Source organism: Winogradskyella sp. 266wxhm, from assembly GCF_058964685.1.
The window spans coordinates 742,488-766,837 of record NZ_CM179559.1 but is presented as its reverse complement, the minus strand read 5'-3'; the positions used below and the strand labels follow the sequence as shown (position 1 = coordinate 766,837).

Here is a 24,350-nt window from a genome sequence, read left to right as displayed (position 1 = left end):
CACAACAAGATGAAACCAATTGATTTTATAAAACTTATCCTAAAACACAAAACTATTCTAATAGTTGTACCCTTAATTTTTGGGTTGTTGGCGGTGTTACTCACCGTTAATCCAAAAAGAAGCTACTACTCAGAAACAATGTTGTACACTGGTATTGCTTCGGGTTCGTCTATAGAAATGGACAAAACATTTAACTATCTGGCAGCTAATAACGCGTTTGACAATTTGATTAATGTTATAAAATCAAGAGATACTCAAGAAGAAGTGGCGATACGTCTATTAAGTCAGCATTTATCATTAAAAAAGCCAAATCATAAATTCATTTCAGATGAATCTTATGAGGCGTTGATGGAAATTCTTCCGGAAGATCTAAAAAGCTATTTGGCAAATGATCAAAATCTAGATGAAAACGGGAACTTAGATTACGAATCAACAGTTACATACTTAACTGAATTAATGAATAGTGACAACTCAAATTTTGTGTATTCATTACTAAGTTTTGACGATCCACATTATTCACTCGAAGCAATTTCTAAAGTGAAAGTAGAGCGTATTTCTTCTAGTGATTTGGTAAAATTAAGTTACGAAATTGATGATCCTGGAATCTGCCAACAAACATTAAAAATCTACATAGATGTTTGCACAAAAAAGTATAAAGATTTAAAGGAAAATGGGTCTGATACAGTGGTGAAATATTTTGAAGCACAACTTTCTGAATCTGAAAAAAAGCTAAAAACGATAGAGCAAAAACTACTAAAATTCAATCAAGATAACAACATTATCAACTATTACGAACAGAGTAAAGCAGTTGCTATTGTTAAAGAAGATATGGATGTCGCCTACAAAAAAGGAATGGCACAATTGGCAGGATCTGAAGCTTCTGCTCAGCGATTAGAAGAAAAATTAGCAATACAAGAGCTAATTCAACAAAAAAATAATGCAATTGTAGATAGCAAAAAAGAATTGGGTGAACTTAACTATAAAATAGGAATGTACACCGCAAAATCTAGTAATGATGAAGTATCAAAACAGAATTTAGAAAACCTTAAGAAGCAAGCAAAAGCACTTCAAAAAGAAATTAAATCTAATGTAGATGAGTTGTACACCTTTCAAAATTCAACCGATGGTGTTCCTATAAAAAAAGTATTGCCAGATTGGGTAGACAAAACTGTAGAAAGTGAAGATTTAAAAGCGAAACTTTCGGTGATGAATCAACAAAACAAAGCTATCGAAAAGCAATTTGCTACTTACGCACCAGCTGGTGCAAACCTGAAGCGTATAGAACGTGAAATTAATGTGGCAGAGCAAGAATATTTAGAGATTTTACACGGACTTAATTTGGCAAAATTAAAATTTCAGGATGCTCAATTGTCTAGCAATTTAACAGCTGTAGATCCACCTTTTTATCCGTTAAAACCAATTCCATCAAAACGAAAAATCATCATTATCGCAATGGTATTTATCACTGGAATTATAATACTGGCCACCATTTTGTTTATGGAATTTTTTGATGATACCTTAAAAAATGAGCTAAAGGCTTCAGAAAAATTACAAATACCATCAATGGGTATGTTACCAAAGCTTTTTAAAGCAAAACCATATTTAGATCTGGTAAGAATGCAAGACCGATTAATGGATTTTGTGATGCAAAATTTTCATCAAAACTTTAAAGCTCAAAATAATACCAAAACACCAAAAATTATTATTGTTTTTAGTACTAGAAATAATGAAGGTAAAAGTGTTATTACCGCAAATATTGCAAAACGATTAAAAGCATCTGGACATTCAGTTTTAGTATTAAATCATTCAAATGAAGATAAGTCAAAAACAAGAGTTTCTAAATCACCTTGGTTGTATAAATTTTTAGGTTATCAAGATCCGAGAATAGATTATGATCACCCATTTTTATCACAAATAACAACTGGTTTAAGTGCTTCGGAATACAGTGTTTATAACACGAATAAAGCTTATAAAGATGTTGTAAATTATGAAGAACTGAGTGTTGATACCTCAGAAGCAATCAACCAAAACCCAGATTATGTTTTAATAGAATTACCAAACTTAATAGAGTTTAATTATCCTTCAGAATTGATAGCAAATTCAGATTTAGTATTAATGGTTTGTCGCTCTAACCGCTTATGGACAAAAGCCGACAATAATATTCTGGATCACATAAAAGAATTAGTAGGTGATAAGATTCAATTCATCGTCAACGGTGTAGATATTAAAGAAATTGAAACGGTTTTAGGCGAATTACCTAAAAAGCGATCAAAAACTAGAGTTAGAATAAAAAATATGTTCCGTTTTCAGTTTTTCACTAACAACCATATTTAAAAATGAAACATCCACGATTTATCTTAAATAACACAGCAAAAAAATGATAATAGGATGTTCCATGTGACCGTTGGAAAAAATAAATATTAACACATGAAAAAGCTAATACATAAAATAATTAGAGAAGATAACTTCTTATCCTTGTCAGGCAACTTAATTATTGCATTACTTGGTTTTGGCGGATTTGCACTGTTGGCAAGAAGTTTAGAAACTGAAGAATTTGCACAATGGGTATTATTTATTTCAGGTGGATCATTAGTCGAAATGCTACGTTACGGTATTACTAACAATGGATTAGTTAGGTTTTTATCTGGTGCTACAGACCAAAATAAAGAAAGATTTATTGGTGCAAATGTTGTAATTAGCTTCTGCGCTACATTGATAATCGCATTAATATTAATAGCAATAAAACTGTTGTTTAGTAATGTAATTAATACATCTTCTTATGCATTATTCTTTAAATGGTATCCTGTTTTAGCGTTTGTGAATTTGCCACTAAATAATGCGCTTGTAGTACAACAAGCTAAAATGAAATATGATAACATCCTTTTTATTAAAGCCCTAAATAGTGGATTGTTTTTTAGCTTTTTGTTGGTAAATACAATTTTTTTAAAACTTTCAATTTTAGAAATTACAATCGTTTTTTTACTAATCAACACCTTAACTTCTTTGGTGTGTATTGGCAAATCTTGGGATGGTTTATTACTGTTTAAAAAAGCGAATAAAGCTACTTTAAATACACTGCTCAATTTTGGAAAGTATAGTACATTCACACTAATTGGGACAAACCTATTGCGTAACGCAGACATCTTAATCATAAGTATTAGTCCTTTTGGTAGCACAGCAGTAGCTTTGTTTAGTATTCCTTTAAAGTTGACTGAAATCCAGCAAATTCCGTTACGAAGTTTTACCGCGACAGCATTTCCAAAAATGTCAAAAGCAAGTTTAGAAGGAAAAACCAACCAGGTTAAAGAATTGTTCAATGTGTATTCTGGTGCCATAACCTATTTGTTTTTTGCGGTCTCGATAGTCACTTTTGTTTTTGCTAAAGAGTTTGTAATGCTTATTTCAGGAACACAATACTTAGATGAACACATTACAGGAATAGACATTGTTTCAATTGTAAAAATACTATCCGTTTACGGGTTGTTATTACCAATTGATAGAATGACAGGAATTGGTTTGGATAGTATTAACAAGCCTAATATAAATGCTATAAAAGTGCTTATTATGTTAGTTGCAAATATAATAGGTGATTTGGTGTCTATTTATGTATTTCATTCCATAGAAATGGTTGCCGTTTCAACACTAATTTTTACAACCGTTGGTATTGTAGTTGGTGCTTATTTTCTCAATAAAAGCTTTAAGGTTTCCTTAGTCGAAATTTTCAAAAGTGCCAATCTGTTTTATAAGAATTTATGGTATAAGTCTAAGCAATTTAGAAGAAGATATCCCGCTTTATAAAAGTTGAGATTAATAGCAATTTTCTAAGCTACAATGTAAAAGTTGTAGCTTTTTTTATAAGTGAAATTCAAAGTTGTAAACGATGAAACGACTTCATCAATATTAGGTTTCTATTCGTCTACACTTAATGTTCATCCATCGAAATCTAACAGAATTCTCTCTGTCTTCAAGCTATGTTTGTATTGTAAAACAAGCAATTAGCAAGTTTTTTGAACATACAATGAATGCAATAAAAAATCATATCAATCCTTTTGAAACCAATTCAGGTTCAATGCGTATTACAAACCTAAATACTGTGATTGCAGTGATTGGTCTGTTAAGCGTTTTAGGACTTATTATTATAAAGGCTGAGGTTTTAGGATTTGCATTATGTATGGCGTTGTTTTTTGTAACAGCTTTAGTTTACACTGTATTCAAAACACCTAAAGTTGGTATTTATCTACTTATCATTTTAGGCTTTTTTGTTACAGGTGCAGCTAGATATGTCGTAGCACCTTGGGGATTGACTATAGATGCTGTTCTTGTACTTATTTATATTGCTTTATTTTTTAAAGGATTTGCGGTGAAATTACCGTGGATTAAAGCAAAATCAAGCTTAACTCTAGTGGTTAGCATTTGGATGGCTTATGTGTTTTTAGAATTAGGTAATCCAGAAGTGTTAAGTAGAGAAGCTTGGTTTTATGCAATGCGCGGTGTTGCTTTATATCAATTTTTGGCAATTCCGTTATTATTTATGCTTTTTAATAAGCAAAAAGATTTAGATAATTTCTTCATCATTTGGGGTATTCTTTCAGTAATAGGAACATTAAAAGGCTTACAGCAGTTCTATTTTGGTGTAGATCCTTTTGAGCAACGTTGGTTAGATCAAGGTGGCGCAGAAACTCATATACTTTTTGGGAAACTTAGAGTGTTTTCATTCTATTCAGATGCAGGACAATACGGTGCATCACAAGCACATACAGGTGTTGTGTTTGGCATTTTGGCAGCATTCAAAAAAACAAGTTTTAAACTTAGAGCATTTTTTATTGGCGTGGCAATGGCTGGTTTTTTAGGGATGATTATCTCTGGAACAAGAGGCGCTATTGCTGTGCCTGCTCTAGGTGGTTTTATGTTTTTAATTCTTCGTAAAAACATTAAAGTTCTTGTCTTAGGCGCAATCTTAGGAATTGGTGTATATGTGTTTTTTGCTCATACAACTATTGGGCAAGGTAATGCTGAAATTAGAAGAATGCGAACAGCTTTTGATCCTAACGAAGCATCGCTACAAGTACGTTTGGCTAATCAAAGAAAACTTAAAGGTTACTTGGCTTCAAGACCTTTTGGTGGCGGACTTGGCGCAACAGGAAATTGGGGACAACGTTTTACACCACACAGTTTTTTAGCCAATACAGCAACAGATAGTTGGTACGTGATGATTTGGGCAGATACAGGCATAGTAGGCTTAGTGTATTACTTGTTTATGCTGTTTTTTATTCTCATTTCTGGTGCTCGAAATGTGATGTTCAAAATAAGAGATAACAATTTAAAAGTTCAGATTACAGCGCTTACCTGCGGAATGGCAGGTATAATGATGGCATCTTACGGAAATGGCGTGTTTGGACAAATGCCATCAGGAATTCTTATGTACGTAACTATGGTGTTTATGTTCATTTCACCGCAATTAGATAAAAAGAAAAGTTTAACAAACCAATAAAATTTTAAGTGATGAATTACAGAAGTATCAACGATTTAAACGAAACAATTTTAAGAAAGCTTCACGTTATTCCAAGAAACATAGATTTGGTTGTTGGTGTACCAAGAAGTGGAATGTTACCAGCTAATTTATTGGCGCTTTATCTTAATTTGCCTTATACAGATATTCACTCTTTTATTAAAGGTTTTGTGTATAAAGCAGGTGCAAGAAAACAATTTTTTGAAGCTTCAGAATATAAAAACATTTTGGTAGTAGATGATAGTATTGCTTCAGGCTCAGCATTGGTAGAATGCAAAAAAAGTTTAGAGCATTTAAACTCAACATTCAATTTTAAATATTGCGTGGTTTATGCGTCACCAGAAAAAGAAAGAGTAGTAGATATTGCTTTAGAAACTGTTGCGACACCACGTTATTTTCAATGGAACATTTTTAACCATTCAACTTTAGATAAAGCGTGTTTTGATATAGATGGTGTGCTTTGTGTAGATCCAACAAAGGAACAAAATGATGATGGACCAAATTATGTTTCATTTTTATTGAATGCTGCGCCACTTTACATTCCTGGTAGTAAAATTGGGACATTAGTGACTTCAAGGTTAGAAAAATACAGAGCAGAAACCGAAACTTGGTTAAAAAATCACGGTATTAAATACGATAAATTAGTGATGTTAGACTTGCCAGATATGAAGGCAAGACAAAAGGCAAATTGTCACGGAAGTCATAAGGCAAACGAGTTTAAAAACAGTAAATACAATCTGTTTGTTGAAAGTGATCTAAAACAAGCAATCGAAATCAATAAACTAACCAAGAAGCCTGTTTTTTGTACTGAAAACTTCAAAATGATTTATGAGTCAGAATCTATGACTTACAACATCAAAAGTGGAAAATATCTTCCGTTTTTAAGAGAATCAGCATTGCAATTAAGAACACTATTTCACAAGTTGAAAAGAAGAGAATTAAAGCTTAATTCAAACTAATAGTTTAACCCTAAAAACTAAACCAATGGAAACCCTAAATCAAATAGTTAATTATATCATACAAAGCTTAGAAGTTGCTTTAGTCATCTATTTCGCTATATCATGTTTGTATGTTTTAGTGTTTGCTGTCGCAGGACATTTCTATAAAAAGCGTAAGCAAGTCGCTAACGATAAACTGAATAAAATAGCAGTATTTATTCCAGCCTATAAGGAAGATGCAGTGATTGTTGATGTGGCAAAAAAAGCTTTGTTTCAACAATATCCACCAAGCTTTTTTGATGTCATTGTCATTGCAGATTCTTTGAAAAATGAAACCTTAAATAATTTAAAAGAATTACCGCTTAAAGTAGTTGAAGTAAGTTTTGAAAATAGTACAAAAGCCAAAGCTTTAAATGCAGCAATGTTTAGCTTGACAAAACCCTACAATTATGCCATAATCCTTGATGCAGATAATATTATGGAATCTCATTTTTTAACTAAAATGAATACTGCATTTAACAAGGGTTACCAAGTGGTGCAAGCACATAGAAAAGCTAAAAACCTAAATACATCATTTGCTATTTTAGATGCAGCTAGTGAAGAAATTAACAATCACATTTACAGAAGAGGTCACAGTGCTTTAGGTTTATCTTCTGGGTTAATTGGATCAGGAATGGGATTTGAGTACAACTTATTCAAATCTATTATGAAAACCGTAACAGCTGTTGGTGGTTTTGATAAGGAATTAGAGTTTGAATTAGCTAAACAAAACATCACCATAGAATATCTTCAGGATACAGTGGTTTTAGATGAAAAAGTTCAGAAGTCTTCAGATTTTTCTAAGCAAAGAAGACGTTGGTTAGCAACACAATTTATATATCTAAAACGTAACTATAAATTAGGATTTAAAGCGCTTTTAAAAGGCAATATAAACTTCTTTGATAAAGTGTTTCAAATGGTTGTGCCACCAAGAATTTTGCTTTTAGGAATCACTACAATTACTACACTAATCTATTGTGTTTTAGATTTTGGTTTCGGTATTACAATATTCGTTTCTAGTCAGTTTTGGTTAATCAATTTTGGACTTTTAGTAGTTGCTTTTGTGTTAGCGCTTCCAAAATCTTTTTATAATTCGGCAACGGTAAAAGCTATGGTTTCTATGCCTTCAGCGTTTTTTAGAATGTTCCGTTTGTTGTTCAATTTAAAAGGTGCAAACACCAAATTTATTCACACATCGCACGGTGTAATTAAAAGTTAAGATGATGAGAATTGGTATAGAAGCACAGCGATTATTCAGACCGCATAAACACGGAATGGATAGAGTAGCACTTGAGTTAATTAAGAATTTACAAGTGTTAGATAAAGAAAATCAGTATTTCATTTTTGTAAAACCAGATGAAGGCAATACTGTAATTGAAGAAACTGAAAACTTTAAAATTGTTGAAGTTGAAGGCGGATCGTATCCTATTTGGGAACAGGTTAAACTGCCAAAAATGGTAAAATCTTATAACTGCGATGTGTTGCACTGTACAAGTAATACAGCACCATTAAATGTAAAAATTCCATTAATTACAACACTTCACGATGTTATTTTTAAGGAAAGTACTATACAAAAACAATTGACTAGTAGTGCATCATGGTACCAAAAAATAGGGAATCTATACAGACGATTAATTGTAGATGCTGTTGTAAAAAGAAGTCACCAATTAATAACAGTTTCAAATTATGAAAAGCATAATATTTCTAATGTTTACAGATTAGATGATTCAAAAATACAAACCGTTCATAATGGTGTAAATAGAAACTTTACATCAGAAATTAGTGAAGCTAAAAAGGAAATGGTAAGAGAAAAATATAACCTTCCAAAACAGTTTTTACTTCACATTGGGAATACAGAGCCTAGAAAAAATACAGCAAGAGTTTTAAAAGCATTTAATAAGTACAACAATAATTTTTCAGATGAAGTAAAGCTCGTATTAATAGGTCTAAATGAATCTAAGCTGAAAAGTCTATTGAAAGACATAGGTTTAGAAAAAGAACTAGCGAAAAAGATTGTGTTAACAGGATATGTTTCGGATGAAGATTTACCTGCTGTATTTAATCTTTCGGAAATGTTCTTGTTTCCATCCTTACGCGAAGGTTTTGGAATACCAATTATAGAAGCTATGGCTTGTGGTGTTCCTGTAATTACTTCAAACACTTCTTCAATGCCTGAAGTTGCTAGTGATGCAGCATTATTTGTAGATCCAAATAGGGTAGGAAGCATTTTTGAAGCTATTGTAAAATTGCGTTTAGACAGAGAGTTTAGAGACAAATTAATAAGTAAAGGACTAGAACGTCATAAATTATTTTCTTGGGAAAATGCAGCAAAAAAAGTGTTGAACATCTATCAACAATTTAATCACAAAAACATTCAGAAATTATGATAAAAGGAAGAGATATAATTATTGTAGGCATTCAACCTTGGGATATCGAAATTGGTAGTAATTGTAAAAACATTGCAACAGAATTCGCTAAAGATAATCGCGTACTTTACGTGAACCCGCCTTTAGATAGAATTACTAGATACAAGCAAAAACAGAAGGAAAGCATTCAAAAACGAATAAAAATTTCAAAAGGACAGCAGTCTGACATCGAAATAATAGATGAAAACTTATGGAATCTGTATCCAAAAACATTGATTGAGTCGATTAATTGGGTACCAAATCATCAGCTTTATAACACCTTAAATAAACACAATACAAAACGTTTTGCAAATGATATTAAAAAGGCTGTAAGGCGTTTGGGTTTTAAAGATGTGCTGTTATTTAACGATAGTTCAATGTTTTTAGGACTTCATTTAAAAGACTATTTAAGACCAGAATTATACACTTACTACGTAAGAGACAATTTGGTAAAAGTGCCTTACTGGAAAAAACACGGCGAACAACTAGAGCCAAAAGTAATTGCAAACGCAGATGTTGTAGTTAATAATTCAGAATACTATGTAGACTATACTTCAAAATATAACCAAAATAGCATAATGGTTGGTCAAGGTTGTGATGTCACAATGTTTGATGATTCCGAAGGAAATATTCCTGTTCCAGAAGAATTTAATGCCATTAACGGACCAGTAATTGGCTACGTTGGCTCATTGACTACATTACGATTAGATATAGAATTGATAGAATTTATTGCTAAACAAAGACAAGATTGGAACATTGTTTTAGTTGGGCCAGAAGACGAAAATTTTAAGCAATCAAACTTACATCACTTACAAAATGTTCACTTTTTTGGCAACAAACCAGCAGATCAATTAGCGTCATATATCAAAGGTTTTGATGTAGCTGTAAATCCGCAAGTCGTAAATGAAATCACTATAGGAAATTATCCTAGAAAAATAGACGAATATCTCGCAATGGGAAAACCTGTAGTGGCAACAAAAACCAAAGCTATGCAGATGTTTAAAGACTTTACCTATTTAGGGAAAACTAAGGAAGATTACGTAACACTAATCGAAAAAGCTTTAACAGAACACTCTGTAACCAAAGCAAAGCAACAAATTGAGTTTGCCAACAAACATACTTGGGCAAACAGTGTAAAAGATATTTACATGGCAATGGAAACAACCTTAAAACTTATTTAATTATGGAATTAGTAGCAAAAATAAAATCGAATAGTACCTTAAAACAATTAGCACATTGGTCAATTTTAATTCCTAATCAAGCACGACCAAGATTATGGATCAAATGGTTTGTCAATCCATTTATTCATAAAAAAGGAAAAAAATCTTGCATAAGAAAACGCACGAGGTTAGACGTTGTTCCTTGGAATAAATTTACTCTTGGTGAAGCATCTACAATTGAAGATTTTTCAGCAGTAAATAATGGTGTAGGCGATGTTATTATAGGTAATAGATCGCGTGTTGGATTAAGCAATACTATTATTGGACCAGTAAAAATAGGAAATGACGTAAGATTAGCGCAAAATGTAGTGCTGTCTGGTTTAAATCATAATTATGCCGAAATTGATAGTCCAATTCACGAGCAAGGCGTATCTACAAAGCCTATTGTTATAGAAGACGAATCTTGGATTGGTGCAAACGTTGTGATTGTTCCTGGTGTTACTATTGGCAAACATTCTATTGTTGCAGCAGGTAGTGTTGTGACTAAAGATATCCCTCAATATGCTGTTGCTGCTGGTAATCCGGCAAGAGTTTTAAAGCAATATAATTTTGAAACTAAAACTTGGGAAAAGGTAAATCACAAATAATCAAGCCAACTTAAAAAGCAGTCTACCGAAACTAAATAGCCATTAATCTAAGCTGAAAGTCGTCACAAAGAAAATTAAAAAGTTACATCAAAAACTCAGCTAATTTCACCCAAAAATAAATGTTATGGAAACTCTAAAAATACTTTTCTGGATTTTATTATTTATCATTTTTTACACCTATGTAGGTTATGGCATTATCTTGTATGTTATGGTAAAAATCAAGCGATTATTTTCAACAAAAACAAGTGTTAATACTATTGAAGAATTGCCAAAAGTTACGCTTTTAATTCCTGCATACAATGAAAAAGATTATGTGTTTCAAAAGATGGAAAACACGCAGAATCTTAATTATCCAAAAGATAAATTAAATATAGTTTGGGTAACCGATGGATCTAACGATGGTACAAATTCACTTTTAGAAAATTACGAAAATGTACAGTTGTTTCATAAAGATGAAAGAAGAGGAAAAATCAATGCCATGAACCGAGTTATGCCTCATATAAAAACACCAATTGTGATTTTTAGTGATGCAAATACTAACCTTGGTGAAGACTCAATTACACACATTGTAAATTGTTTTAACGATGAAAAAGTAGGTTGTGTTTCTGGTGAAAAACGCATAGTAAAAAAGGAAAGTGATGCAGCTGCAGGCGCAGGCGAAGGTTTGTATTGGAAGTATGAATCTACCTTAAAAAAATGGGATGCAGAATTGTATTCAGCAGTTGGTGCAGCAGGTGAATTATTTGCTATAAAAACCGAATTATATAACGAAGTAGAGCAAGATACGCTTTTGGATGATTTCATTATCTCATTAAGAGTCGCGCAAAAAGGATATACTATTCAATATAACCCAGAAGCCTATGCTATCGAAACAGCTTCGGCTAATGTAAAAGAAGAATTAAAACGAAAGATTAGGATTTCCGCTGGCGGTATTCAATCAGTAATCAGGTTACGTTCGTTACTCAATATTTTCAAATACGGATTATTGTCATTTCAATATATATCGCATCGTGTGTTACGTTGGACGATAACACCGTTAAGTTTGTTGCTGTTAATTCCTGTTTCTGCACTTTTAGCCTTCAACGAAGGACTCAATAATTTTCAATTTTACACGGTTTTCTTTTGGTTGCAAATAGTAATGTATATGTCAGCTTTATTAGGTTGGTTATTAGAAAATAATGCCACAAGAATCAAAGTGTTATTTGTGCCGTATTACTTCTTTATTATGAATTTGTCGGTTGTTTTAGGCTTCTTCAGATTTATGAATAATACACAATCTGTGAATTGGGAACGTGCAAAAAGAGCAGTTTAAATTAAAAATTAAAGATAAATTTTCAGGATTATGTATGTAGGTCTTATTATAGTATTTAATGAATTTGAAAATGATGTATTAAAGAGCAATTTTATCTCATCATTTAATAAACTTAAAGATGTCAAGATTTGTTTGGTGTGTAATAATAGTAGCGATCAGGTTTTTGAAATTCTTTCAGAAATAGCACATCAAAACGAAAACACAACAGTTGTAAATAATAAACGGAAGAAGTCTAATACAATTTCAATCAAATCAGGTGCAAGGTCTCTGTATAGTGATGATAACTTAAAGTATGTAGGTTATATTATCGGATCAGATAATATTGAAATTTTGAAAGAATTAGAAGACTTTGTTGAAAATTATCAACCTATTCTAGAATTTAATCAACAAGAAATAGCTAATAAAAAAGTAAGACAGACTTACTATCAAAGCTTATTTTCTGTTTCTGAAAGTATTGAGAAAATAAATTCAGAAACGATTTTTACAACTCGTCGACAGTAAAATGTAATCTACCTAAAGACAAATACTTAAGAAAGAATATTTAAAAAACATCAGTGAATGTAAGTTAATTTTACACTAGTAATAACTCAAAAAAGATATTAGTTATGGCACTAAAAATTACAGAAAACAACGGAATATTTACAGTAGAAGGTTCTCTAAATACCGAGACTTCAAAATCGTTTAAAATTCATATGGATGTGCTTTTTCAAACCTGTGAAGAGGTAGTAATAAATATTGATAACGTTACTGAAATAGATGTCACTGGACTTTCAGTTTTAAGATATTTCTTCAATAATTCTCAAAAAGAAAATCGATCGTTTTTTATTACAGGCTATGGTTGTAAAGAAATTTATGATGACTTTAGAACCAATTATGCAGCATAGTTTTTTAGAAATAAAAGGTTGGTGTAAATAAGTTAGTGTCATTAGGAGCGTTATAACTAACTTACTGTAGAAAATTCATGCTTCAATTCTGCCAATCGCTTTCCAGAATAACTTTTTACAAATTTGTGCAAGTGGCTCTCATCGGTAAAGCCAAAATCTAAAGCCAACTGTTTGGTGCTTACTTGTCCGTTTTTAAGACGTTGTTCTAAAAGCTCAAATCTATATTCTTGAATATATTGCTTTAAGGCAGTGCCAACCTTTTCCTTAAAATAAATACCAATGTAATTAGGCGAAAGATTAAAATGATTCGCAATTTGCTTTTGCGTTAATAACTTTGGATTATAGATGTTAACCTCAATATATTCTAACAATTCTTCTGTTGTATTGGTTATTTTTCTTAATTCACTTTTTAGTTTAGAGTCTTGTAATAAGTTGCGTTTTATAATAAGCACCAAGCCTTTAAAAAACTGAAAAATAATTTTCTTGCTCAAAATTTCATTTCTCTCATACTCTCTCACGATTAAGTTCAAAATGTTTTCCACAAGAGTTTTATCTTTTTCAAACTTTAAAATATTACCAGACGTTCTAGCTTTGTTATTAAGAATAATATCAACGTCTCTATTCCAATTTGAAGGATTGTCAACATCCTTGGTGTCTAGGTAAAAGTTAGTAAACTTAAAGTAGATAAAACGCGTTTTTTCATACACAATAAATTCGTGCTCATCTTCAGGGCCTAGAAGATATAAGTGACCAGCTTTGTAAGGAACAAGTCGTTTATTTAGATGATGAACACCATAACCTTTTGCGATAAATATAATCTCAAAATGGTTGTGATTGTGCAAAGGATGTTCCCAAAACTCAGTTTCAAAATCATGAACCTTTAGTTCACTGAATTGCTTATAACGTTTCATAATGTAAAATTACAACATTACCATAGATATTTACAGGGTTGCTTTGTGAGTTCTTGATTAATTTTGATAAAAAATCGAAACTACTGAAGAATGAAAAAAATAATTATAGGAAATACAGACCTAGAAGTAGCACCAATTAATTTAGGTGGAAACGTTTTTGGTTGGACTTTAGATGAAAAGGAATCATTTAAAATTTTAGATGCTTTTACAGCTGGAGAATTCAACTTTATTGATACTGCAGATATGTACTCATATTGGGTTGATGGAGGTGAAGGTGGACAATCGGAAACCATTTTAGGAAAATGGATGAAATCTAGAAACAACCGAAAAGACATTGTTTTAGCAACTAAAGTTGGTGGTGAAACCGGTAAGCACCCAGTCGATACAAGTAAAAAACACATTTTAGAAGCGGTAGATAAATCTTTAAAACGTCTTCAAACCGACTATATTGATTTGTATTACACGCATTTTGATGACGAAAAAACACCAGTTGAAGAAACTCTTGAAGCTTATGATGAAATCATCAAAGCTGGTAAAGTACGTTACATTGCTGCTTCTAATATATCTCCAGAGCGTTTAGAAGCATCGTTTGCAGCCTCAGAAAAATATGGTTTGCCAAGGTATGAAGCTTTGCAGCCACATTATAATTTGGTAGAAAGAGAAAACTACGAAAGCAAATATGCGCCATTAGCAGATAAGTATAACCTTTCGGTATTTACCTATTGGTCTTTAGCTTCAGGATTTTTAACGGGTAAATACCGTTCTAAGGATGATTTAAGTAAAAGTGTGCGTGGTGGTAGTGTAGAAAAATATTTAGACGAGAAAGGCTTAAATATTCTAGCTGCGTTAGATAAAGTTTCAGAAAAGAACAATACAACTCAAGCTACAGTATCACTAGCTTGGTTATTAGCACAACCGCATATTGGCGCACCAATTGCAAGTGCAACCAAAGAAAGTCATTTAAAAACAATGTTTGACGCACCAAAACTTCAACTAGATTCAGAAGATTTAGAATTATTAAATACAGCAAGTAAATAACACTATGAATACAAGAAGAAAATTTTTTAAGCAATCTGCTTTGGCAACTGCAGCGATAGCTGCTTCACCATTAAGTAGCTTTGCTAGTCAAGATATATATTCAGAACACAGTACACGACTTCAAGGGTTACCTAAAGGTGATTTAAAGTTTCCATCAAAATTTGGTATGGGAGGTGTTGCTTTGGGTAATGGCTTTCAGGAAAATAGTAACGAGAAAATAACAAAAACACTAGAAGCGGCATGGAACGCTGGTGTTCGTTATTTTGATACTTCTCCTTGGTATGGTTTAGGTCTCAGTGAGCGTCGATTGGGACAGTTTTTATTCGAAAAAAATAGTGAAGATTTTATCGTTTCTACTAAAATAGGACGATTGATGCAACCTAACGATAACTTTACTCCAAATTCAGATTTATTGTGGAAAGGAAAACTGAACTTTAAGCATAAATATGATTATACAGCTTCAGGCGTAAGAAATTCTGTAGAAGACAGCTTACAGCGTATGGGCTTATCTTCTATTGATGTTGTTTTTGTGCATGACTTATCACCAGATAATGGTGATTTAGGAGAAAGTTGGACTGAACAATTTGAAATAGCTAAGAAAGGAGCATTTCCTGAGTTGACCAAAATGCGAGAAGAAGGCATTATAAAAGCTTGGGGAATGGGAGTAAATACACCACAACCTATTCTTAAATGTTTGGAAGTAGCAGACCCTGATATAATGTTGGTAGCTATTCAATATTCATTGGTAGACCATAAAAATGCTTTGAATAATGTTTTTCCAGAAATGGATAAGAAAAATGTAAAAGCTGTTATTGGAGGACCATTAAATGCTGGTTTCTTAGCAGATAGAAATCGTTTTAACTATGGTGGAACTATGCCAGAAAGTATGGTGATTAAAAGAAAACAGATCAATGCAATCGTAAAAAAATATAATGTTGATTTAGCAACTGTAGCTTTAAATTTTTGTGCAGCGCACCCAACAGTGGCATCAGTAATTCCAGGAGCTAGTTTAGCTGAGCAAGTTACAGCTAATGTAGACTCCTTTAAAACAAAAGTACCGAAAGCACTTTGGGAAGAGTTAAAAGACGCTAAGTTGATAGAGCAGAATGCTCCTGTCTGAATAAATTTTTAGAGTTCTCTGTGTTTTGAAGCTTTTGTTTAGCTTTACACCATGAATGATAATTTAAAAAATGAATTCTTCGGTATCGGTATTCAAAATGGAAAAACTCCTGAAAACTTAGGTGTGCTTTGGAGATCTGCACAAAATTTGGGTGCGAGTTTCATTTTTACCATTGGTAACCGTTATGCAAAACAGGCTTGTGATACACATAATGCTGTAAAGTCAATGCCTTATTTTCATTATGAAACTTTTGATGATTTTTTTAATAATTTACCAAAAGGCGCAAGAATTGTAGGTGTTGAATTGACAGATGAAGCAGAGGATTTGGAAACATTTCATCATCCAAGACGATGTGTGTATTTGCTAGGAGCAGAGGATCATGGATTGTCAAGACAAGCTATTGATAAGAGTCACTTTTTAGTAAAGTTTAATTCGCAACTTAGTCTTAATGTTTCCGTAGCAGGAAGTATAGTAATGTACGATAGAACGCTCGGTAAACCGAGATCATAAAAAAACCTCGAATTACTAATTCGAGGTTTTTTATTGTATCAAAAAAAGTTTTTTAACCGTTCATTGAGATTAAAAACTCTTCATTATTTCTTGTTTGTTTAAATCTTTCGTTAATGAATTCCATAGCTTCAACAGGATTCATGTCAGCTAAATACTTACGCATTACCCACATTCTTTGTATCGTAGCATCGTCAAGTAATAAATCATCACGACGCGTAGAAGATGATGTTAAATCAATTGCAGGGAAGATACGACGGTTAGAAATCTTACGATCTAACTGAAGCTCCATATTACCAGTACCTTTAAATTCTTCAAAGATTACTTCATCCATTTTAGAACCTGTTTCGGTAAGCGCTGTAGCAATAATAGTTAAAGAACCTCCATTTTCGATGTTACGTGCCGCACCAAAGAAACGTTTTGGTCTGTGAAGTGCGTTTGCATCTACACCTCCAGAAAGGATTTTTCCTGAAGCAGGTTGAACCGTATTGTATGCTCTGGCTAAACGTGTAATTGAATCTAAAAGAATCACAACATCATGTCCACATTCTACCAAACGCTTTGCTTTTTCTAGTACGATATCAGCAATTTTTACGTGTTCGTGAGCTTCCTTATCAAAGGTAGAAGCAATGACCTCACCACGTACATTACGTTGCATATCTGTAACTTCTTCAGGACGTTCATCAATTAATAAAATCATTTGATAAACTTCAGGATGATTAGCAGCAATAGCATTTGCTACATCCTTTAGAAGCATTGTTTTTCCTGTTTTTGGTTGAGACACAATCATACCACGTTGCCCTTTTCCAATTGGAGAAAATAAATCCATAATTCGTGTTGAAATAGTGGATTGTTTTTCTGCAATGTTGAATTTTTCTTTAGGGAATAATGGAGTTAAGTGCTCAAAAGCAACTCTGTCTCTAACCACTTGTGGACTTTGTCCGTTAATTTTATTTACTTTAATTAAAGGAAAATATTTTTCACCTTCTTTTGGTGGACGAACATTTCCTAAAACAGTATCACCTTTCTTTAAACCAAATAATCTGATTTGAGATTGAGATACATAAATATCGTCAGGTGAGGTTAAATAGTTATAATCCGAAGATCTTAAAAAACCATAACCATCTTGCATGATATCTAAGACACCTTCACTTTCAATAATAGCATCGAATTCAAAATCTGGCTCACGGTAACGGTTTCTGTTATCCTTGTTGCCATTATTTTTTGAATGGTTGTTATTGTTGCTGTTATTATTGTTGTTATTATTTTTTTGATTGTTGTTGTTAGGACGACTTTGTTTTTGATTATTGTTAGAACGATTCTGTGGTCTGTTATCGTCCTTTTTATCAGTATTCGGTTTGTCGTTTTTAGCCTTGTTGTCTTGTCTTTTAGAGTTCTGGCTATTATTGGTGTTGGACTTGTTGTCCTGAGGTTTAGCGTCTTGTTTTTTGTCCTTAGCCTCAGTTTGTTTTGGCTCTGGACTAGGCTGAGTTTTTTTCTGAACTCTAGCACGTTTTTGCTGTGGCTTACTTTGTTTTGGTTCTTCCTTTTTAGGTTCAGAACTTACTGTAGCCTTTACAGCTTCTGGGTTTGCAGCTTGATAATCTAAAATTTGATATACCAAGTCTAATTTTTTTAAAGTACGATATTTAGGTACATTTAGTTGTTTAGCTATATCCTGCAACTCAGGAAGCTTTTTAGCTTTTAACTGGGAAATTTCAAACATTCTTATGTTATATAATGTAAATTATTTTTGATACTATTAATTCAATATTTTCTAAATGAAATAAAAAGAAAAAAAGTGAAATTAATTTGGAAGATTAGAATGATGCAACTCAGTGCGTTACTTCTTTCTATTGCAATAATACAATTTTATTTTAAAATAAAATCTATCTTTTTAAAAAATAAACTACTAATTTTGTGCTGCTTTTGAAATAAAATAATGATTCAACGTATACAAACACTTTATTTAATTTTAGCTGCAGGTATTTCTGCAGGCTTAATATTTGTGTTTCACTTATGGACAAATAGTGAAGGTACTAAGGTGTTTGCGGTAGATAACTATACCTATTTAGGTATGTTTTTAGGGTCAGCGTTGTTATCAATTATTTCAATTTTTAGATTTAAAAACAGAAAATCTCAATTTGTTTTGGGACGACTGAATATAATATTAAACTTTATTTTACTAGGAGTCTTTGTGTATCAATCTCTAAATTTATCTGGAGAAACTAACGTTTCTGAGAAAGGTATTGGGATTCTTCTTCCTATTTTTTCTATTGTGTGTTTAGCCTTGGCTAACAAGGCTATTAAGAAGGATGAAGATCTCGTAAAATCTGTAGATCGATTACGATGAACCTAAAATCTTAGTAGTATTAGTGCGAAAAACCCAGACTCTGCCGTCTGGGTTTTTCATTTTTACCGCTTAAATTCTATCACTTCTAGATCCTTAATATTTTTTCCTTCAATTTTGAAGCGTAGCATAGTTCTAGCTTTATGAAACCCATGTTTGCCAACAGCACCAGGATTCATATGTAGTAGATTTAGTTTTTTGTCTGGCATTACTTTTAAGATATGGGAATGTCCTGTAATAAAAATATCTGGAGGATTGGATATCAATTCATCACTAACTTTAGAATTATATTTTGGTGGGTAGCCACCAATATGGGTAATCCAAACATCTACTTCTTCACAAAAAAATCTATTGTTTAGCGGAAACTCAGCCCTAGCTTTGTTGTCATCTATATTTCCGTAAACAGCTCTTAAGGGTTTTAAAGCCTTTATTTTATCGGTGACCTCTAAATCGCCTATATCTCCAGCATGCCAGACTTCATCAGCTTGTTTTACATACTTTAAAATGTCATCATCGATATAGCTATGTGTATCGGATAAGAGTAGGATATTTTGCATTAAGATAATATTGTGAGTTTTACTACTATTTCTGTTTATCTTTGTAGCTTCTAGCAAAAATAGCTAATCTTTTGAGATATTTTATTGAGTTATCATACAATGGTAAGGCCTATCATGGTTGGCAAAATCAGCCCAATGCAATTACTGTACAAGAAGTTTTGGAGAAAGCGCTGTCTACGATTTTAAAATCGGAAATTAGTATTGTTGGTGCTGGGAGAACAGATGCAGGAGTACACGCATCACAAATGTTTGCTCACTTTGATTATGATGAAAATTTTGAAGCTAAGGACTTGGTTTATAAACTCAATTCTTTTTTGCCAAAAGATGTTGCTATTCAGCAAATTTTTAAAGTGAAGCCAGAAGCTCATGCAAGGTTTGATGCTGTAAGCAGAACATATCATTATAAAGTTTCTACATCGAAAAATGTTTTTGATTATGATTTTGCATACGAAGTTCAGTTGCCATTGAATGTCGATGCTATGAACAAAGCCTGTAAAATTTTATTTGAGTATAGAGATTTTCAGTGTTTTTCTAAAAGCAATACGGATGTAAAAACTTATAATTGTGATATTAAGGAAGCGTATTGGACAAGTAACAATAATCAGCTTATATTTACAATTACGGCTGATCGTTTTTTGCGAAATATGGTAAGAGCGATTGTCGGAACCATGGTTAACATAGGTTTAGGTAAGTTGAAACCTGAAGATTTGCATGCTATCATAAAATCGAAAGATAGAGGTGAAGCTGGGTTTTCGGTACCAGCACATGGATTATATTTAACGGAAATAGTATATCCTGAAGATATTAGGAATTAAAGAATGGCAGAAAAAGGAAAGAAAATATTTGATTTATCGTTATTCAAACGGTTATTACAATACATAAAACCGTACAGAACAGTTTTTATAGTATCACTGGTTTGTGTTGTTGGTTTAGCAGTTTTTGGTGCTTTGCGTCCAGATGTTCTTCAAAAAGCGATAGATACACAAATAGCCCTAAAAAAGTATGACGGGTTTATCTTTTATATTATCATAATTTTAGGGCTTCTTATTTTAGAAGTAGTTTGCCAGTTACTTTTCATTTATTATGCTAGCTGGTTGGGACAGTCAGTGGTTAGGGATATTAGAGTGAAGTTGTTCCGACATATGTTACGATTCAAAATGACTTATTATGATAAATCATCCGTAGGTGTTTTGATAACTCGAGCAGTGACAGATATGGAACGTATCGCTGATATTTTCGGTCAAGGTTTGTTTATGATCTTCAGTGATATTTTGAAAATGGCAGTTGTTGCAGGATTTATGTTGGCCATGAACTGGAAATTGAGCCTTATCGTATTTACTACATTGCCATTAATAGTAATAGCGACAAAGATATTTCAAAAATATATGAAGCGCGCCTTTGAAGATGTGCGAACTGAGGTGTCTAATCTTAATTCTTTTGTTCAAGAACGTATTACTGGAATGAAAATTCTTCAGCTTTTTACAAGAGAAACTACAGAGTATAAAAAGTTTAAAGCGATTAATGAACGTCATAAAAAAGGATGGTTAAAAACCGTTTGGTATAACTCTATCTTCTTTCCAATAGCAGAATTTGTTGGTTCATTAACTATGGGAGCTGTAATATGGATTGGTGGATTAAATACAGTTGTTGGTGAAACAGCCACAATGGGTGATTTGATTGCTTTTACAATGTTTATTCCAATGCTGTTTAGACCTTTAAATCAAATTGCCAATAAATTCAACACATTACAAATGGGAATGGTTGCAGCAGATCGTGTGTTTAAAGTTTTAGATACCAATTCTAATATCGATGATAATGGCACAATTGAAGCTGAGCATTTCAAGGGGAATATAGCTTTTGACAATGTCAGATTTTCTTATGTTAAAGATGAAGAAGTTTTAAAAGGAATTTCATTTGATGTTAATGCAGGTGAAACTGTAGCTATCGTTGGTGCTACAGGTGCCGGTAAATCTACAATTATAAACTTGCTGAATCGTTTTTACGAAATCAATTCTGGTACAATTAAAATCGATGATATTGACATTAAAGACATCACTTTAGAGTCTCTTCGTGGTCAGATTGCTGTTGTATTGCAGGATGTATTTCTATTTGCTGATACTATTCTGAATAATATTACTTTAAATAATGAGAACATAACAGAAGCAGACGTTATTAATGCTGCTAAGGCTATTGGAATTCATGAGTTTATATCGAGTCTTCCTGGTGGTTATCATTACAATGTGAAAGAACGTGGTGTGATGTTATCTTCTGGTCAACGACAGTTAATTTCATTTTTAAGAGCTTATGTTACCAATCCAAGTATTCTAATATTAGATGAAGCAACATCATCTGTAGATTCATATTCTGAACAATTGATACAAGATGCTACTGATAAAATTACTGAAGGACGTACTTCTATAGTAATAGCGCATCGTTTAGCAACCATTCAGCAAGCCGATAAGATTATTGTTATGGATTCTGGACAAATTGTTGAAATCGGTACACACAAATCTCTTCTTAAAAAAGAGTCAGGTTACTATAAAAATCTTTATGAAGTACAGTTTTTAAAAGCTGAAGCCGTTTAGTTTATGCTATCCTTTAAGGCTCTTTGAGCTTCTACGTTAGCTTTTTGAGCTTCGATTATATTGTCAAGATTGCCAGTATAGTACATGAATATTAAAGTAAGTACTATTGCTAAAATAAAAAGTACACCTATAATTCCAATAAATAATAGCGACCGTAATAATATTTGAGAAAAATTAAGGCTATAAACACGTTTTAGGCAATAAGCGAAGTAAAAGAAGGTAAATGGCATTGTAATTAATCCAAGCATTTGTACTGATAATATATTTAGCGGAATTAGGGTAACGGTTAAAGCTGCAATACAAATGGAAAGTTGTGCTTGTCCATAAAGAAAAACAACTATCAATTCCGTAAAATTAAATTTTTTAATTCCTAAAAAACTCAGTTTAGCAATTATTGCATAAAGTGGAATATAGAGCATCATTATTAATGATTGATACTCGGTAGTAAGGCTATAAGTAGAATCAAAAAAAGCTTGTTGTGTTTTACCAACTTCGGTTGTAGTATCATAAAGGGATAGCTCCGTTTGAAATTTTTTCATGATAAAAATTTGTAATCCGGAAAGCGTGATAGCTAATGCAAAATAGCTGATAACATTAACATACTTTTTTCTTGTACCGTTAATATAGCCAACAATAACATCTTCAGGTTTTTTGAAAAGTTGAATAAATGTTCTTAGTAGTTTATTATCGTAGTTCAAAAACGTTTCACTGACATGTTCAAAAAGATTCTTTAGCGTCAGTCTATTGCGTATTATTTTACCACCGCAACTTTTACAGTAATCATCTGTTTCAGATAACTCGGTATGACAGTTTCTGCAATTCAATTAGCTATTGTTTTGTATTTAAATAAAATTAAAATTATGCCAAAAATAAAACCTAAAATAGCATAGAGTATAACATAAACCACTACTACAAGAAGAAACTTTGCCGTAGTGGCCCAAAAATCTTCTCTGAATATACGTTGTAGAACATATCCTAAATATAGGAAAAGAGGTATGGTAAGTATTGTTGAGACAATTAAATAATTAAGACCAAATAACAGAAATAAAATACTAAAAACGGCCGTTATGATTATAATTTGAGCTGAATAATAAAGATTTATGACAAGGTGCTCAGTGTAATTGTATTGTCGTTGTCCCAATAAAAAATAAACTATCCATGTACAAAACGCAGTAAAAGGAACCATAATAATATATATTATACCTTGATATTGGTTCATTCCTTCAAAACTCAAATCCTTAAAGGGATTATCTTCTTGTGAAGCAGAATTCACTAAAAAATCCATATTTAAGGAATCTTTAAAGAATGTCGTCATTAAAAACACCTGAATACCTGCTAAGGTTAAGGCTATAGCAAAATACTGTAAGACATCAATGTACTTTTTTCGAGTCCCTTCAATGTACTCTACAATTACGGTTTCAGGTCTTTTGAATAAGTCTACAAAAGTTAGTAAAAGTTTATTATCGATTGACAAAAACTGTTCATTGATTTGCTTAGTAAGGATTTTTGGTGTCAATCGGTTTTTAATAACCTTGGCACCACATTCATCACAATATTTTTGCGAGTCTTTTAATTCTTTATGGCAATTTCTGCAGGTCACTAAGCCAAGTCCTTTTTAATTTTAGACACTAAATCATCGGTATCTTTGAACATTACAAATTCACCACTTTTGAAATAGGAAATTTGTCCGGTTTCTTCACTTACGGCTATAGCAAGCGCATCGGTTTTTTCAGTAATTCCCACAGCAGCTCTGTGTCTCAGTCCAAATCGTTCAGGAATATTCTTTTCGTTGTTTACTGGAAGAATAACACGCGTTGCTTTCACTATGTTTTTCTCTATAATAATGGCACCATCATGCAAGGGACTATTCTTAAAAAAGATGCTTTCTATGATTGGCTGAGATACCAAAATATTCATAGCGTCACCTGTATTGGTTAAGAAGTCAAGATTATTGTTACGTTCAATAACGATTAAAGCACCAGTATTTGTTGTTGCCATTCTGTTGCAAGCATTCATTATGGCATCAACATCTGTAGAGGTTGGATCGTCGTTTTTAAGGAATTTAAAATTCTTTAAAATGCTCTTTTTTCCACCAATATTGGTAGAGCCTACCATAAGCAGAAACTTTCGTATTTCAGGTTGAAAGACTACAATCAGAGCTATAATACCAACTTTCATAAAACCATCAAAAATGCTGTAAAGCATTTGCATTTCAAGATAGTCGGTCAATCGCCAAGCGATGTAAATGACAAGAATCCCAATAAAAATATTGATAGCAACCGTACCTTTTACAAGTTTATAAATGTAATAGAGTAGTATGGCCACGAGGAAGACATCTACAAAATCTATAAATCTAAAATCCCAAAGTTGTAAGTTTTCCAAAGGTTA

23 protein-coding genes are annotated in these 24,350 nt (G+C 32.3%); 17 read left to right on the top strand and 6 right to left on the bottom strand.

The window, feature by feature from the left end; genetic code table 11:
- Window positions 1–9 precede the first annotated feature (9 nt).
- The 11 genes from AC2H4K_RS03510 to AC2H4K_RS03460 all read left to right on the top strand — a co-directional run bounded on the left by AC2H4K_RS03510 (window position 10) and on the right by AC2H4K_RS03460 (window position 12,894).
- On the top strand, window positions 10–2,334 hold the full coding sequence (locus AC2H4K_RS03510) for an exopolysaccharide transport family protein (protein ID WP_281138348.1): 2,325 nt from the start codon (window positions 10–12) through the stop codon (window positions 2,332–2,334).
- A gap of 93 nt (window positions 2,335–2,427) precedes the next feature.
- Window positions 2,428–3,798, top strand: coding sequence for a lipopolysaccharide biosynthesis protein (locus AC2H4K_RS03505; protein ID WP_281138346.1), 1,371 nt, complete (start codon window positions 2,428–2,430; stop codon window positions 3,796–3,798).
- A 220-nt stretch (window positions 3,799–4,018) separates the two neighbouring features.
- A complete protein-coding gene (locus AC2H4K_RS03500; protein WP_281138345.1) occupies window positions 4,019–5,491 on the top strand; it encodes an O-antigen ligase family protein in 1,473 nt (490 codons plus the stop codon).
- A gap of 11 nt (window positions 5,492–5,502) precedes the next feature.
- Window positions 5,503–6,468, top strand: coding sequence for a phosphoribosyltransferase family protein (locus AC2H4K_RS03495; RefSeq protein ID WP_281138344.1), 966 nt, complete (start codon window positions 5,503–5,505; stop codon window positions 6,466–6,468).
- A gap of 25 nt (window positions 6,469–6,493) precedes the next feature.
- On the top strand, window positions 6,494–7,705 hold the full coding sequence (locus AC2H4K_RS03490; protein WP_281138343.1) for a glycosyltransferase family 2 protein: 1,212 nt from the start codon (window positions 6,494–6,496) through the stop codon (window positions 7,703–7,705).
- A gap of 4 nt (window positions 7,706–7,709) precedes the next feature.
- Complete coding sequence (locus tag AC2H4K_RS03485) at window positions 7,710–8,873, top strand: glycosyltransferase family 4 protein (protein ID WP_493742839.1); 1,164 nt, start codon at window positions 7,710–7,712, stop codon at window positions 8,871–8,873.
- Entirely contained in the window at window positions 8,870–10,072 is a 1,203-nt protein-coding gene (locus AC2H4K_RS03480; protein ID WP_281138341.1) for a glycosyltransferase, read from the top strand. Before AC2H4K_RS03485 ends, AC2H4K_RS03480 begins: the two co-directional genes overlap by 4 nt.
- A gap of 2 nt (window positions 10,073–10,074) precedes the next feature.
- The gene (locus AC2H4K_RS03475; RefSeq protein WP_281138340.1) at window positions 10,075–10,698 is read left to right on the top strand and encodes an acyltransferase; all 624 of its coding nucleotides are present in this window, start codon (window positions 10,075–10,077) and stop codon (window positions 10,696–10,698) included.
- Window positions 10,699–10,822: 124 nt separating this feature from the next.
- Window positions 10,823–12,010, top strand: a complete 1,188-nt coding sequence (locus AC2H4K_RS03470) for a glycosyltransferase family 2 protein (RefSeq protein WP_281138338.1) — start codon at window positions 10,823–10,825, stop codon at window positions 12,008–12,010.
- A gap of 30 nt (window positions 12,011–12,040) precedes the next feature.
- Window positions 12,041–12,511 carry a hypothetical protein gene (locus AC2H4K_RS03465; protein WP_281138336.1) on the top strand — a complete coding sequence of 157 codons (471 nt, stop codon included), beginning with the start codon at window positions 12,041–12,043 and terminating at the stop codon, window positions 12,509–12,511.
- A gap of 104 nt (window positions 12,512–12,615) precedes the next feature.
- Window positions 12,616–12,894: an STAS domain-containing protein gene (locus AC2H4K_RS03460; RefSeq protein ID WP_281138334.1), complete on the top strand. Its 279-nt coding sequence runs from the start codon at window positions 12,616–12,618 to the stop codon at window positions 12,892–12,894.
- A gap of 56 nt (window positions 12,895–12,950) precedes the next feature.
- Here AC2H4K_RS03460 and AC2H4K_RS03455 read toward each other — a convergent pair whose 3' ends face one another.
- Window positions 12,951–13,805 carry an AraC family transcriptional regulator gene (locus AC2H4K_RS03455; protein WP_281138333.1) on the bottom strand — a complete coding sequence of 285 codons (855 nt, stop codon included), beginning with the start codon at window positions 13,803–13,805 and terminating at the stop codon, window positions 12,951–12,953.
- 90 nt (window positions 13,806–13,895) lie between these two features.
- Between AC2H4K_RS03455 and AC2H4K_RS03450 the strand changes: the two genes are divergently transcribed.
- The 3 genes from AC2H4K_RS03450 to AC2H4K_RS03440 are packed head-to-tail and all read left to right on the top strand — an operon-like array spanning window position 13,896 to window position 16,473.
- Window positions 13,896–14,843 carry an aldo/keto reductase gene (locus tag AC2H4K_RS03450; RefSeq protein WP_493742838.1) on the top strand — a complete coding sequence of 316 codons (948 nt, stop codon included), beginning with the start codon at window positions 13,896–13,898 and terminating at the stop codon, window positions 14,841–14,843.
- A gap of 4 nt (window positions 14,844–14,847) precedes the next feature.
- Window positions 14,848–15,963 carry an aldo/keto reductase gene (locus tag AC2H4K_RS03445; RefSeq protein WP_281138331.1) on the top strand — a complete coding sequence of 372 codons (1,116 nt, stop codon included), beginning with the start codon at window positions 14,848–14,850 and terminating at the stop codon, window positions 15,961–15,963.
- 51 nt (window positions 15,964–16,014) lie between these two features.
- A complete protein-coding gene (locus tag AC2H4K_RS03440; RefSeq protein WP_281138330.1) occupies window positions 16,015–16,473 on the top strand; it encodes an RNA methyltransferase in 459 nt (152 codons plus the stop codon).
- Window positions 16,474–16,525: 52 nt separating this feature from the next.
- Here the strand turns inward: AC2H4K_RS03440 and rho are convergent, their stop codons facing one another.
- On the bottom strand, window positions 16,526–18,196 hold the full coding sequence (gene rho / locus AC2H4K_RS03435) for a transcription termination factor Rho (protein WP_281138329.1): 1,671 nt from the start codon (window positions 18,194–18,196) through the stop codon (window positions 16,526–16,528).
- A 216-nt stretch (window positions 18,197–18,412) separates the two neighbouring features.
- Here rho and AC2H4K_RS03430 point away from each other — a divergent pair, with 216 nt between their 5' ends.
- Window positions 18,413–18,823 carry a DUF4293 domain-containing protein gene (locus AC2H4K_RS03430; protein ID WP_281138328.1) on the top strand — a complete coding sequence of 137 codons (411 nt, stop codon included), beginning with the start codon at window positions 18,413–18,415 and terminating at the stop codon, window positions 18,821–18,823.
- 62 nt (window positions 18,824–18,885) lie between these two features.
- On the opposite strand, the gene AC2H4K_RS03425 is transcribed toward AC2H4K_RS03430, so the two are convergent.
- Complete coding sequence (locus AC2H4K_RS03425; RefSeq protein WP_281138327.1) at window positions 18,886–19,377, bottom strand: metallophosphoesterase family protein; 492 nt, start codon at window positions 19,375–19,377, stop codon at window positions 18,886–18,888.
- A 71-nt stretch (window positions 19,378–19,448) separates the two neighbouring features.
- Between AC2H4K_RS03425 and truA the strand changes: the two genes are divergently transcribed.
- Both truA and AC2H4K_RS03415 read left to right on the top strand, forming a co-directional pair.
- Window positions 19,449–20,192: a tRNA pseudouridine(38-40) synthase TruA gene (gene truA, locus AC2H4K_RS03420; RefSeq protein WP_281138326.1), complete on the top strand. Its 744-nt coding sequence runs from the start codon at window positions 19,449–19,451 to the stop codon at window positions 20,190–20,192.
- Window positions 20,193–20,195: 3 nt separating this feature from the next.
- A complete protein-coding gene (locus AC2H4K_RS03415; RefSeq protein ID WP_281138325.1) occupies window positions 20,196–21,962 on the top strand; it encodes an ABC transporter ATP-binding protein in 1,767 nt (588 codons plus the stop codon).
- On the opposite strand, the gene AC2H4K_RS03410 is transcribed toward AC2H4K_RS03415, so the two are convergent.
- From AC2H4K_RS03410 to cdaA, 3 genes are read right to left on the bottom strand one after another with little or no spacing between them, the layout of a single operon-like run.
- The gene (locus AC2H4K_RS03410; RefSeq protein ID WP_281138324.1) at window positions 21,959–22,786 is read right to left on the bottom strand and encodes a DUF3667 domain-containing protein; all 828 of its coding nucleotides are present in this window, start codon (window positions 22,784–22,786) and stop codon (window positions 21,959–21,961) included. The two genes, AC2H4K_RS03415 and AC2H4K_RS03410, sit on opposite strands and share 4 nt — an antisense overlap.
- Entirely contained in the window at window positions 22,783–23,562 is a 780-nt protein-coding gene (locus AC2H4K_RS03405) for a DUF3667 domain-containing protein (RefSeq protein ID WP_281138323.1), read from the bottom strand. The genes AC2H4K_RS03410 and AC2H4K_RS03405 overlap by 4 nt, the downstream gene beginning before the upstream one ends.
- Complete coding sequence (gene cdaA / locus AC2H4K_RS03400) at window positions 23,562–24,344, bottom strand: diadenylate cyclase CdaA (RefSeq protein ID WP_281138321.1); 783 nt, start codon at window positions 24,342–24,344, stop codon at window positions 23,562–23,564. Before cdaA ends, AC2H4K_RS03405 begins: the two co-directional genes overlap by 1 nt.
- Between the last annotated feature and the right edge of the window lie 6 nt (window positions 24,345–24,350).